This window comes from Vibrio sp. Vb1554 (genome assembly GCF_033344235.1).
In genome coordinates this window covers 38,646-51,184 of record NZ_JAWPOJ010000020.1, presented here as the reverse complement: position 1 = coordinate 51,184, position 12,539 = coordinate 38,646, and the positions used below count along the sequence as shown (strand labels likewise).

The following is a 12,539-nucleotide window of genomic DNA, read 5'->3' as shown; positions in this document are numbered from 1 at the left end:
GCGCGCTTATAGTGTTAATTTTTGCGCTCGATGACATATCGGGCGAACTCTTCGAGTAACTGAGTATTGTATGGGATAGCTTCCAATGCTTGAAGTGCTTCCTGTAACAGAGTGTGAGCTTTCTCTATGGCTCCCTCTAAACCCAGCAGGGAAGGATAAGTGCTCTTATTCAGACCTTGGTCGGAACCTTGAGGCTTACCCAGTGTTTCTGTGTCACTGATGATATCAAGAATATCGTCTTGAACCTGAAACGCCAAACCAATTGCTTTTGAGTAGCGCTCCAAGTGAGGTAGAACCTCGATACCTTTCTCACCAGCAGCTAATGCACCTAATTTTACCGCACAATCAATCAGAGCTCCGGTTTTTTTACGGTGTATCTCTTCCATTTCTTCAAGAGAAACTAGGCGATTTTCCGCGCCTAAATCTAAGGCTTGCCCTACACACATGCCGCTGGCACCAGAGGAATGCGCTAAGGCTTTGATCATGTTGATGCGTTGAGCTTCAGCCGCCGGGCTTAATTGACCATCAGCAATAATAGTGAAGGCAAGAGTTTGTAGTGCGTCACCTGTCAGTATTGCGGTTGCTTCATCAAACTTAATATGACAAGTTGGTTGACCTCGACGCAGTTCATCATCGTCCATGGCTGGCAGATCATCATGAATGAGTGAGTAGGCATGTATACATTCGATAGCAGCGGCGGGGGTGTCTAAGTCTTCAGGTTTACAGCCGAGCATTTGACCTGTGATGTAAACAAGAAAAGGGCGAACGCGTTTTCCACCTAGCAAAAGGCCGTATTTCATTGCTTGAATCAATGGCTGCTCTTGATATGGAAGCTGATCGAGCCACAAATTCAATTGCTGATTGTTTCTTTGTTGAAAAGACGTCAATGTCTGTTGCATCACATTGCTCACTACTGATTGTTATTCTGAATCTGGTTTGAAGTCACTCAGTGGTGCTTCATCATCTTCACTAAGAAGAATGCTCACGCGCTGTTCGGCGTCGCTTAATTTAGTTTGGCCTGCACGAGCTAAGGCAATGCCTCGTTCAAACTTACGCAGGGCATCATCTAGAGCAAGATCGCCATTTTCTAATTGATCAACCAAGCTATCAAGCTCTTCAATGGTTGCTTCAAAGGTCATGTTTTCTGGTTTCTTGACCGCCATCTTTTTTCTGCCTTAATCAAGCCTCGGGTAAGATGCACGAAAGTTACCTTAGCCTAGTAACTTGGTCAAATTTAACCTTATATAATTGTCACAAAATTAGCGTTCAACGAGTCTAAGCGGTGAAACCCCATATTTTGGTTGAGGTTGTTAGGTGTAATTTGTGATCCATTAGCTAAGATTTTTCTAAAAATTCTGCGCGAGTTGTCGATACAGGTAATAATCCGCCCAATGGCAGTATTTGAGTATAGCGTGAGGAGTGCTTTGTGGATTTAGCAACCCTATTAGGTTTGATTGGTGGTTTTGCATTCGTCATTATGGCGATGGTGCTTGGTGGCAGCATCGGCATGTTTGTCGATGTCACGTCGATCCTTATTGTCGTTGGTGGCTCAATATTCGTCGTGTTGATGAAGTTCACAATGGGACAGTTTTTTGGTGCGACAAAGATTGCTGGCAAAGCCTTCATGTTTAAAGCGGATGAACCCGAAGACCTGATCGCAAAAATTGTGGAAATGGCCGACGCGGCGCGTAAAGGTGGTTTTCTTGCTCTTGAAGAGATGGAAATAAACAACACATTCATGCAGAAAGGCATTGATCTACTGGTTGATGGCCATGATGCCGACGTTGTGAGAGCGGCACTCAAAAAAGACATCGCGCTTACAGATGAACGACATACGCAAGGTACTGGTGTATTTCGCGCCTTTGGCGACGTTGCTCCTGCGATGGGAATGATTGGTACCTTGGTTGGTCTTGTTGCGATGCTTTCAAACATGGATGACCCTAAAGCGATTGGACCAGCAATGGCCGTTGCACTCTTGACCACATTGTATGGCGCGATCCTGTCCAATATGGTGTTTTTCCCTATTGCGGATAAGCTTTCTCTTCGCCGTGACCAAGAAACGCTAAATCGCCGTTTGATCATGGATGGCGTATTAGCGATTCAAGATGGCCAAAACCCGCGAGTGATCGATAGTTACTTGAAGAACTACCTCAATGAAGGTAAACGTGCCCTTGAGATTGACGAGTAACTTGGAGAGTCGTGATGGATGATGAAGATAACAAATGCGATTGTCCGCCACCTGGCCTCCCGTTATGGATGGGGACATTTGCAGATTTGATGTCGCTACTAATGTGTTTCTTTGTTCTTCTGCTCTCGTTTTCTGAGATGGATGTACTGAAGTTCAAACAAATTGCAGGATCAATGAAATTTGCCTTCGGTGTGCAAAATCAGCTTGAAGTGAAAGACATTCCCAAAGGTACTAGCATTATTGCCCAAGAGTTTCGACCGGGTCGGCCGGAACCAACTCCGATTGATGTCATCATGCAGCAAACCATGGACATCACTCAGCAGACGCTCGAATTTCATGAAGGGGAGTCTGATCGAGCTGGTGGCACAAAACGTGATGAAGGCAAGTTAACGGGTGGGCAATCGCCAGAAACGTCAACTCAAAACAATGAATCTGCCGAAGCGGACATGCAGCAGCAGCAATCTAAAGAGATGTCGCAAGAGATGGAAACCTTGATGGAAAGCATCAAGAAAGCCTTAGAGCGAGAGATTGAACAAGGCGCCATTGAAGTTGAAAACCTCGGTCAGCAGATTGTTATACGTATGCGTGAAAAAGGTGCATTCCCAGAAGGTTCGGCCTTCTTGCAGCCTAAGTTTCGTCCTTTAGTTCGTCAGATTGCAGAGCTAGTAAAAGACGTGCCAGGCATTGTTCGAGTATCTGGCCATACAGACAATCGACCGCTAGACTCGGAACTTTATCGTTCTAACTGGGATCTCTCTTCTCAGCGTGCAGTATCAGTCGCGCAAGAGATGGAGAAAGTGAGAGGCTTCTCTCATCAACGTTTAAGAGTACGAGGCATGGCGGATACGGAACCCTTGTTACCGAATGATTCTGATGAAAATCGCGCGCTTAACCGACGGGTTGAAATCAGCATTATGCAAGGCGAGCCTCTCTACAGTGAAGAAGTGCCGGTAATTCAATAACTAGGCTTTAGTTTTAAGTCAGTAAAGAGATAAGAAAGCGAGCAGATTGCTCGCTTTTTTTGTTTTTCCAATCCGCTTGGGTGTATAATCTTGCGCCTTAAAAGTGAGCTCAGACTACTTTTTGTGACTGAAACGCGGTTTTACTGCGTATGAAGTATTGAAGTTGAGTGTCACTCTTTGTTGATTGCGAAACTAACCTGCGAATTAGACTATGAAATTTATTGTAAAGCCCCATCCAGAAATTTTTGTAAAAAGTGAATCTGTGCGTAAGCGCTTCACAAAGATTTTAGAGTGCAACATTCGTAACATCATTAAGAGCCGCACGGAGTCTGTCGCGGTATTTAACCGTCGTGATCACATTGAAGTGACCTCTGAGAGTAACGAATTCCACGCTGAAGTTCTTGAGGTTTTGACTCATACACCAGGCATTCACCACGTACTGGAAGTGAAGCAAACTGAATTTAAAGACTTGCACGATATCTTCGAGCAAGTGCTAGAACTCAACCGTGCTGCACTCGAAAATAAAACCTTTGTTGTACGTGCGAAGCGTCGTGGCAAGCATGACTTTACCTCCATTGAACTAGAGCGTTATGTAGGCGGTGGTTTAAATCAAGCGATTGAAAGCGCTAGTGTTAAGCTACGAAACCCAGACGTGACGATCAAGGTGGAAGTCTCGAACGACAAGCTAAACCAAGTATTGTCTCGTCATAAAGGCCTAGGTGGTTTCCCACTGGGTACGCAAGAAGACGTGTTAAGCCTGATCTCGGGTGGTTTCGACTCTGGTGTTTCAAGCTATCTTCATATCAAGCGTGGTTCAAAAGTACATTACTGCTTCTTTAACTTAGGTGGTCCAGCACACGAAATCGGCGTTAAGCAGGTTTCTCACTACCTATGGAACAAATACGGTTCTTCAGCAAAAGTACGTTTTATCTCAGTTGATTTCGAGCCTGTGGTTGCGGAAATCCTAGAGAAAGTCGATGACGGCCAAATGGGCGTGATCTTGAAGCGTATGTTTATGCGTGCAGCAGGCATGATCGCTCAGAAGATGAAGATCGAAGCATTGGTAACAGGTGAAGCGCTAGGTCAAGTATCGAGCCAAACGCTAACCAATCTACGCCACATCGATAACGTAACTGACACGCTGATTCTGCGTCCACTTATCAACTGGGATAAAGAAGACATCATCAATCTAGCACGTGAAATCGGCACAGAAGATTTCGCGAAGACAATGCCAGAATACTGTGGTGTTATCTCTAAGAAGCCAACCGTGAAAGCGGTGAAAGGCAAGCTAGAAGCTGAAGAAGAGAAATTCGACTTTAGTATCCTTGAGCAAGTGGTTCAAGAAGCTCGCATGATGGACATTCGTGATATTGCGAAAGAGTCTGAGCAAGCCGCACCAGAAGTAGAGCAAGTTCAAGCGGTAGAAGAGCACGCGGTTGTGCTAGATATTCGTAGTCCTGAAGAGGAAGACGATAACCCACTTGAAATCGAAGGTGTGGATGTGAAACATATCCCTTTCTACAAGCTGGGTACACAGTTTGGTGACTTAGACCAGTCTAAGACATACTTACTTTACTGTGACCGCGGCGTGATGAGCCGTCTGCAAGCGCTTTACTTGCAAGAGCAAGGCTTCAGCAACGTAAAAGTTTACCGTCCATAGCTGACTGTTAAAATACGTTAAAAGGCGCAAATTGATACATCAATTTGCGCCTTTTTTGTTTTTGATCGCGTTACAGACAACCATTACTTAGCATAATGTTGAGGCTTATCGCAAAGCCATACACTTTGTGTTGATATAACGATAATTAATCCGAAAGAAGAGTAATAAAGTGATATTGCTGCCAGATATGCGGATGAGATTTTTGATAGATAAAAAAACACCGCCTAATTTAGGCGGTGTAACAAATTTGACAGACAGGTCAAAAATAAATACAGGAAGTATATGTTTTGTCACAGGGAGTGTGGACAAAACATTATGGTAGAAATCTACCTAACTCGAAGTACGAGTTTGCAAACACAACATCGCAACAACGAAGCCAATTGATTTCCAAAGAAATCAAGCCGTTCAGGCCCGTGTTGCGGGGTGAAATATAGAATTTATCTGGCTGTTCGACAACGGACATTTTATAATGTTTCAGATTAAAAAAACTAATCCTATTAGAGGTCCCATATGTCTCGCAGATTGCCTCCATTAAATTCGCTTCGAGTCTTCGAAGCGGCTGCTCGTCATCTCAGTTTTACACGAGCAGCAGAAGAGTTATTTGTTACTCAAGCCGCGGTCAGTCACCAGATTAAAGCGCTTGAAGAGTTCTTATCATTGAAGCTCTTCCGTCGACGTAATCGTTCTTTGTTGTTAACAGAAGAAGGCCAAAGTTACTTTCTCGATATCAAAGATATTTTCACCTCGATTGCGGAAGCGACAGATAAGGTGTTGGAACGTAGCGAAAAAGGGGCATTGACGATTAGCCTACCGCCGAGTTTTGCTATCCAATGGCTTGTACCTCGTTTGGCCGATTTTAATGCTCAAGAGCCCGATATCGATGTTCGTATTAAAGCCGTAGATATGGATGAAGGCTCACTGACTGATGATGTTGATGTGGCGATCTACTATGGCCGTGGGAACTGGCCAGGTTTGCGAGCAGATAAATTGTACCAAGAGTTTTTGATCCCACTTTGTTCACCTTCATTACTTTTGGGTAACAAACCATTAGAATCTTTAAGTGACCTCAAATTACATACTTTGTTACACGATACTTCGCGTAAAGACTGGAAGCAGTTTGCTCGTCATTACAACATTGAAGGCATCAACGTAAACCACGGTCCTATTTTTAGTCACTCAACGATGGTGCTACAGGCTGCTGCACACGGTCAGGGGGTCGCGCTCGGTAACAACGTACTCGCCAAACCTGAAATGGAAGCCGGGCGACTCATTGCACCATTCGACGAGGTGTTGATATCTAAGAATGCATTCTATGTGGTGTGTCATGAACAGCAGGCAGATATGGGCCGAATCGCAACGTTTAGAGATTGGATGTTAGCAACCGCGAGAAAAGAACAAGAGGAAGTATTGGATGAATCACTGGATAGCTGAGGGACCTGAAAACGGACCGCTGTTTATTTTTGCTCACGGCGCAGGTGCGGGGATGGAGCATGATTTCATGACAGCTGTCGCCAAAGGATTAGTGGAGCAAGGTATTCGTGTAGTGCGTTTTAATTTCCCTTACATGGTGAAACGTTCGGAAGATGGCAAAAAGCGTCCGCCCGATCGCGCGCCAAAGTTGCTCGAAGCATACAGCGAAGTGATCGCTCACTTTACTTCTTCTCCCGTGGTTATTGGTGGTAAGTCAATGGGCGGTCGTATGTCGAGCTTGTTGGCTGAAAATGAGCTGGTGGCGGGCATTGCCTGTTTAGGGTTTCCATTTCACCCGCCAGGAAAGCCAGAGAAATACAAAGGCGAGCACTTAGCAACCATTGAGAAACCCACGCTGATTCTGCAAGGGGAACGAGACACCCTTGGTAAGCGTGAGGAATTCGATGATTTCGTCCTTTCGTCACAAGTAACGGTGAGCTTTTTGCCTGATGGTGACCACAGCTTCAAACCGCGCAAGATCTCAGGTCATACTGAAGTGGGTAACATTGCACTCGCGATAGAGAAGTTAGCGGCGTTTATAAAAGAGGTGTACAGTGAAAAGTAAGTGGTTACTCTCATTCTCTGCTCTGTCTGGGCTGATTTCGGTCGCTCTTGGAGCATTTGCTGCTCATGGGCTAAAAGCGATACTGACCCCTTATTTGCTCGGTGTATTTGAGACCGGAGTTCTGTATCAATTTATTCACACGTTGGCGATTGTGTTTTGTGCCATTCTGCTTCTGCTCAATTTGGGACAAAAAGCGCAAAAATATTTTTTCATTGCGGCGATTTGCTTTATTATCGGCATCTTTTGTTTTAGCGGCAGTCTTTACGCGCTGGCGCTGACGGGCATTAAGTGGTTTGGGCCAATTACTCCTGTAGGAGGGTTGCTGTTCATGATTGGTTGGTGTCTGTTCTTTTTTGCTGCGTTCAATATCAAAGAGGTCTCCAAGTGAAACAACTAATGCTCTATTGCCGTTCTGGCTTTGAGAAAGAGTGTGCTGGTGAAATTCAGGACAAAGCGACACAGTTGGAAGTGTATGGCTTCCCTCGTGTGAAGAGAAACTCAGGTTATGTTGTCTTCGAGTGTTACCAAGATGGAGATGCCGACAAACTTGCGAGAGGTTTAGACTTTAAGTCTTTAATTTTTGCTCGACAAATGTTTGCGGTAGCAGCTGAGTTTCAATCGTTGCCAAGTGATGACCGAATTAGTCCAATTTTGAATGAACTAGCAGACATCGAAGCATTCCCTCGTTGTGGTGATTTGAGAATTGAAACGCCAGATACAAATGAAGCGAAAGAGCTACTGAAATTCTGCCGTAAGTTTACCGTCCCAATGCGTCAAGCGTTGCGCGGCAAAGGCTTAATGCTGAACAAAGATAACGCGAAAAAACCAGTACTGCACATTTGCTTTGTTGAGCCTGGCCACTGTTACGTTGGTTACTCTTACACTGACAACAACTCACAGTTCTTCATGGGTATCCCTCGCCTTAAATTCCCAGCAGACGCCCCAAGTCGTTCAACACTTAAACTGGAAGAAGCATTTCATGTCTTTATTCCACGTGAAGAGTGGGATGAGCGTTTGGCACCAGGTATGTGGGGTGTGGATTTAGGTGCATGTCCAGGCGGTTGGACGTACCAATTAGTGAAGCGCTCAATGTTCGTTCACTGCGTTGATAACGGCATGATGGCAGACAGTTTGATGGAAACTGGCCAGATCAAACACCATATGGTGGATGGTTTTAAGTTCGAACCAGACCGCAAGAACGTAACATGGATTGTTTGTGACATGGTGGAAAAGCCAGCTCGTGTTGCTCACCTGATGGGACAGTGGCTGTTAAAAGGTTGGGCAAAAGAGGCTATCTTTAACCTTAAGCTGCCAATGAAAGGGCGTTATGACGAAGTGCTGCAAGACCTTGAAAATCTGAAGCAGTTCCTCATTGATAATAAGGTAAAGTTCAAGCTACAAGCTAAACATTTGTATCATGATCGTGAAGAGATCACGATTCATATCCAATGTCTGTCGAATATTTCACCTTACTAACTTTATTCCCCGAGTCTTTTGGGAATAGTGATTAGAATAGAAAAAGCGCCTTCAAATGGCGCTTTTTTAATATCTGCCGGATTTCATGGTGTGAAACTACCATCGGACACTACTCCGCTTTGTTTGGCCCTAAAAAGCGAATATCTTGCAAGTTAAAGCCTAGTTCTATATCGCACTTTAAAGCGGCGACGCGTTTACATAAACGAGCAGACTCAATGTGCTCATCCAATTTTTTACGGTATTTCGGTACGAGATCTTCACTAGCGTAGGCAGCTTCAATACTCTCAAACTGAGTGAGAATCTCTTTCGCTGCTTTCGGGCCAATTCCAGGTACGCCCGGAACCTGGCTAGAGCTTATCCCTGTCAATCCCCAGTAATCCGCTAGTTGACTTGGTTTTACGCCGAACTCTTTTTCGATAAATGGTTCATCTAACCAACGATGTTGGAAATAATCACGGATTTGTAGGGTAGGGGAAAGTAGCTGGCAGTAACCTTTGTCAGTCGAAACGATGGTGACTTTTTCACCATGGCTGGCCACTTTCGTTGCGAGTGTAGCAACCAAATCATCTGCTTCATCGCCTTCAGACAGCAATGAATCAATACCTTGCTCCCACCACGCTTGTTGAATCGCATCTAACCCTTGCAGTAGTGGCAGAGGCATTGGTTTTCGGTTTTGCTTATAGTCAGGGAGAATTTCAGCGCGCCAACCTCTGTCTTGTTCGTGGTGATCAAAAACTGCGATGATGTGTGTCGGGTTGGCCTCTGACAGAATGCGAGTGAGGGTTCTTTGCGTTGTGGTTATGGTTCTTGCTATGTCGGTTGGATCTGGTTGTGCTGAGTGCACTCGGCGGATCAGGTTTAGGGCATCAATGATAACAAGATGAATAGACATAATGACTTAGCAATAAAAAAGGGGCGTAATGCCCCTAGTGTAACGAATGCTAGCCTGACTATCGACCACCAATTTCCGGGTGAGCGATTCGATAACACGGTTCGTAGTCTGAACCGCCAGGTAATTTCATTCGGTGCTGTTCGACAAAGTCTTTTAGCAACTTATCGAGTTTTTTCATGAGGACTGCGTCGCCATGAATGGTGAAAGGCCCTCTACGTTCTATTTCTCGAATGCCTTCAGCCTTTACGTTACCTGCCACTATGCCAGAGAAGGCTTGACGCAAGTTGGCCGCTAAAACTTGCGGTTCTTGATCTAGGCTTAAATCCAATTGTTCCATCGACTCATGAGTAGGCTCGAATGGCAGTTGGAAGTTTGGCTCAATTTTCAATGACCAGTTAAAGCTGTACGCATCGCCTTTCTCTTTTCGGTGAAGGCGTACCGAGTCCATGGAGCGTTTCATAATACGAGCGACTTCTGCCGGGTCGTCAATGATGATCTCGTAGTGCTTTTGCCCTTCCTCACCAAGTGTGTCGCGAATGAACTCATCAATAGAGCGGAAGTACTCTTCACTCTCTTTTGGTCCTGTTAATACGATAGGCATTGGCTGATCGGCGTTATCCGGGTGCATCATGATGCCAAGAATGTACAGTAGCTCTTCCGCTGTGCCCGGGCCACCTGGGAAAATAACGATACCATGAGCCATACGGACGAAAGCTTCCAAGCGCTTTTCGATGTCGGGCATGATGACCAGCTCATTTACTATTGGGTTTGGTGGCTCGGCCGCAATAATCGAGGGTTCGGTTAAACCAAGATAACGTTGCTGAGTATAACGTTGCTTTGCGTGCCCAATTGCTGCACCTTTCATCGGCCCTTCCATTGCACCAGGGCCGCAACCTGTGCAGATGTTAAGTTCACGCAGGCCCAGTTCGTTACCCACTTCACGTGTGTACTGATACTCCACTCCATTGATAGAGTGACCACCCCAACATACGACAAGATTCGGTGCGATACCTGGAGTTAATGCTCTGGCATTACGAAGAATGCCGAACACGAGGTTCGTAATGTGAATTGGGTTAGTAAGGTTGAGCCGCTGGGCGTCTGCCAAATGCATGTTTACGTAAACGATATCACGCAATACGGAGAACAGATGCTCTTGGATACCTTTAATTATTTCGCCGTCAACAAAAGCGTGCTCTGGCGGATTAGTCAGCTCAAGCTTAATACCACGCTCACGACGCACGACGTTGACATCAAACGATTGGTATTTATCGAGCAGTTCTTTCGAGTTATCGGTATGGCTACCGGAGTTCAACACCGCTAATGTGCAATTACGGTACAGCTGATAAAGTTCACTCGAGGCTGTGTTCTTTAAGCGCTCTACTTCTAGTTGAGATAGCAAGTCCATGCTACCAGCGGGGCTTATATGGGTAATCATAACGCCTCCTTGTGTTGCATTAATTTGAGGGAAAGTACCAACTTACCTTTTTGGTGTTATACGTATGGTTTGATGAAAGGTAGTTGGCCGATTTGGTTTTATGGTTATCAACTCCCAAGCAACCTCAAGATGATACATTTGCCTTTTATAAATACATCATCTTGAAGTGACTTGGGTTTTTACAGCTTAGCAGACTAAAAGGGAAGAAATGTGATAACTCGTTGAAAATGGGTGGTTATAAAGCGTAGATTGCACCAAATTTGGTTTGTTTGCTCGCTTTTTGTACGAATCTTAGCTCCAGTTAAGCTGGTTTGTTCCACGTTTTTTAGCGTCCGCAAGCATCTTGCCAAGACGATCGAGCACATACTCTGGCGTATCGGACTCTTTGAAAGACGTCGATACAGCAGCTAAGGTAATCATGATATTTTGCTCACGGAACTTAAAGGGTAATTGGCTAATATCACGCTGGATATGCTTAATCAGATCCAGTGTGTATTCTTCAGATTGTTCCGGGACGAGTAGAATAAACTCCTCGCCACCAAAGCGAGCCACTGTTTCCGTTTCTGATACGCGCTTGTTAATAGTACGAGCGATGATCTTCAGCGCTTTATCGCCAGCCGTATAACCATAGCTATCATTCACCGCTTTGAAGTTGTCTACATCAAATAGCACAACACGAAGGTTTTGCTGAGAGCGAATCCAACGGCGATACTCTAGCTCTAGTCGATCGTTAAATGCAGTGCGGTTATAAACTTTAGTCAGCGGGTCGAGCAACATACGCTGAGCTTGGTCATCTAAGCGTCGACGATAATCTTGCGTAGTTTCAAATACCGCTTCGAGTTGGTTCTTACTGTAACTTAACCGCTCTTGCAGCGCTTGCTCTCGCTCTTCCGTCATTTTCAGTCGCTCTGTCAGCGACGCCATTTTTTCGAGAAGAGGCGTGATTTCTTTTTTCACAACCGCGATATCTTGAGCTTGATTAAGTGACTTTTGGCTTAATTCAACCAAGCTGTTCATTTCTGTGTTGAGCTCTTGGCGGTGTTCAAAGTAGGTATGATGCTGGTCGACGTTCTGATGAACGGTTTTTAGGTTACTTGCGAGAGAAGTGTTCAGCTGATCAAGGAATTGGCTTGACGCCTCGCGCTCGAACTTTGTTGCTTCGACAACCAATTTCAGCGTTGAGAGCGTAAGCTCAATGAGAGACTCGGCACTCACGCCAAGGAGCAACTTAGCGCGAATATCCAGCAATCTATCGCCTGATTCTCCCTCGAAATCCAGCTCTGTAATAGTATGTTGAAGGTCGCTGGCCAAGCATTCAAGTTGAGATCTGTCAGGATTGTTTTCAAATTCACTAAGATGTAGACGTGAATTAGACGTAATGATTTTCAGAGCGCGTTCGTAAATACTCAGTAGCTTAGTGGCTTGATCAGCTTTATTGCTGGCGTGAACTTCAGAGAAACTCATCAGGTTCCGTAGTTCACGTTTTAACTGCGCAGGTAAGCCCGTGACACGTTGCAGTGTTTCACCACTGTGCTTGATTTGTTCGTCAAGGTAACCGTTTTGTTTATCCATCGTCTTCGACTGCTGTTTGAGCATCCTCTCTAATACCGCTAAACGCGGGATAAGAGTGCTGATATCTTTTTGATGTTGCAGCTCTTGTTGGATTTCAAATAGGTAGTTGGATACCTGAGTGTTCGAACCCTGGCAAGCTGAAGACAATGATGCCACAACGCGTTTAAGAACTTGTTGTTCACGTTTGAATTTGAGTGAAGTATCACGATGAGTCAGTCTGAGTTGGTCAAGTTGACAACTCAGCTGATGCAGCTGCGACTGAATATCGGATTCCAAGATTCCCATGAAGTGACTACGGTTAAGTCCATGTACTACTGAC

The 12,539-nt window shown here is 45.1% G+C and carries 12 protein-coding genes; 7 read left to right on the top strand and 5 right to left on the bottom strand.

Annotation, left to right across the window (positions count from 1 at the left end):
- Positions 1–14 precede the first annotated feature (14 nt).
- Positions 15–899, bottom strand: coding sequence for a (2E,6E)-farnesyl diphosphate synthase (ispA, locus tag R8N28_RS16530; protein ID WP_065274231.1), 885 nt, complete (start codon positions 897–899; stop codon positions 15–17).
- A gap of 21 nt (positions 900–920) precedes the next feature.
- Entirely contained in the window at positions 921–1,163 is a 243-nt protein-coding gene (xseB, locus tag R8N28_RS16525; RefSeq protein WP_005381566.1) for an exodeoxyribonuclease VII small subunit, read from the bottom strand.
- A gap of 263 nt (positions 1,164–1,426) precedes the next feature.
- Between xseB and pomA the strand changes: the two genes are divergently transcribed.
- The 7 genes from pomA (at position 1,427) to rlmM (ending at position 8,321) form a co-directional block, all read left to right on the top strand.
- Complete coding sequence (gene pomA / locus R8N28_RS16520; RefSeq protein WP_005381564.1) at positions 1,427–2,188, top strand: flagellar motor protein PomA; 762 nt, start codon at positions 1,427–1,429, stop codon at positions 2,186–2,188.
- 14 nt (positions 2,189–2,202) lie between these two features.
- Positions 2,203–3,150 carry a flagellar motor protein MotB gene (locus R8N28_RS16515; RefSeq protein ID WP_042521210.1) on the top strand — a complete coding sequence of 316 codons (948 nt, stop codon included), beginning with the start codon at positions 2,203–2,205 and terminating at the stop codon, positions 3,148–3,150.
- 211 nt (positions 3,151–3,361) lie between these two features.
- The gene (gene thiI / locus R8N28_RS16510; RefSeq protein ID WP_005383617.1) at positions 3,362–4,810 is read left to right on the top strand and encodes a tRNA uracil 4-sulfurtransferase ThiI; all 1,449 of its coding nucleotides are present in this window, start codon (positions 3,362–3,364) and stop codon (positions 4,808–4,810) included.
- 510 nt (positions 4,811–5,320) lie between these two features.
- Positions 5,321–6,241, top strand: coding sequence for a transcriptional regulator GcvA (locus R8N28_RS16505; RefSeq protein WP_005383616.1), 921 nt, complete (start codon positions 5,321–5,323; stop codon positions 6,239–6,241).
- Positions 6,222–6,845, top strand: a complete 624-nt coding sequence (locus tag R8N28_RS16500) for an alpha/beta fold hydrolase (RefSeq protein ID WP_065274232.1) — start codon at positions 6,222–6,224, stop codon at positions 6,843–6,845. The genes R8N28_RS16505 and R8N28_RS16500 overlap by 20 nt, the downstream gene beginning before the upstream one ends.
- On the top strand, positions 6,835–7,233 hold the full coding sequence (locus tag R8N28_RS16495) for a DUF423 domain-containing protein (protein ID WP_065274233.1): 399 nt from the start codon (positions 6,835–6,837) through the stop codon (positions 7,231–7,233). Before R8N28_RS16500 ends, R8N28_RS16495 begins: the two co-directional genes overlap by 11 nt.
- Positions 7,230–8,321 (top strand): 23S rRNA (cytidine(2498)-2'-O)-methyltransferase RlmM, encoded by a 1,092-nt coding sequence (gene rlmM / locus R8N28_RS16490; protein WP_017820611.1) that lies wholly within the window; start codon positions 7,230–7,232, stop codon positions 8,319–8,321. Before R8N28_RS16495 ends, rlmM begins: the two co-directional genes overlap by 4 nt.
- Before the next feature lie 109 nt (positions 8,322–8,430).
- On the opposite strand, the gene xni is transcribed toward rlmM, so the two are convergent.
- The 3 genes from xni to R8N28_RS16475 all read right to left on the bottom strand — a co-directional run bounded on the left by xni (position 8,431) and on the right by R8N28_RS16475 (position 12,505).
- The gene (gene xni / locus R8N28_RS16485) at positions 8,431–9,213 is read right to left on the bottom strand and encodes a flap endonuclease Xni (protein WP_005381982.1); all 783 of its coding nucleotides are present in this window, start codon (positions 9,211–9,213) and stop codon (positions 8,431–8,433) included.
- A gap of 58 nt (positions 9,214–9,271) precedes the next feature.
- Entirely contained in the window at positions 9,272–10,648 is a 1,377-nt protein-coding gene (gene ppnN / locus R8N28_RS16480) for a nucleotide 5'-monophosphate nucleosidase PpnN (protein ID WP_005383611.1), read from the bottom strand.
- A gap of 291 nt (positions 10,649–10,939) precedes the next feature.
- Positions 10,940–12,505: a sensor domain-containing diguanylate cyclase gene (locus R8N28_RS16475; RefSeq protein WP_005381978.1), complete on the bottom strand. Its 1,566-nt coding sequence runs from the start codon at positions 12,503–12,505 to the stop codon at positions 10,940–10,942.
- Between the last annotated feature and the right edge of the window lie 34 nt (positions 12,506–12,539).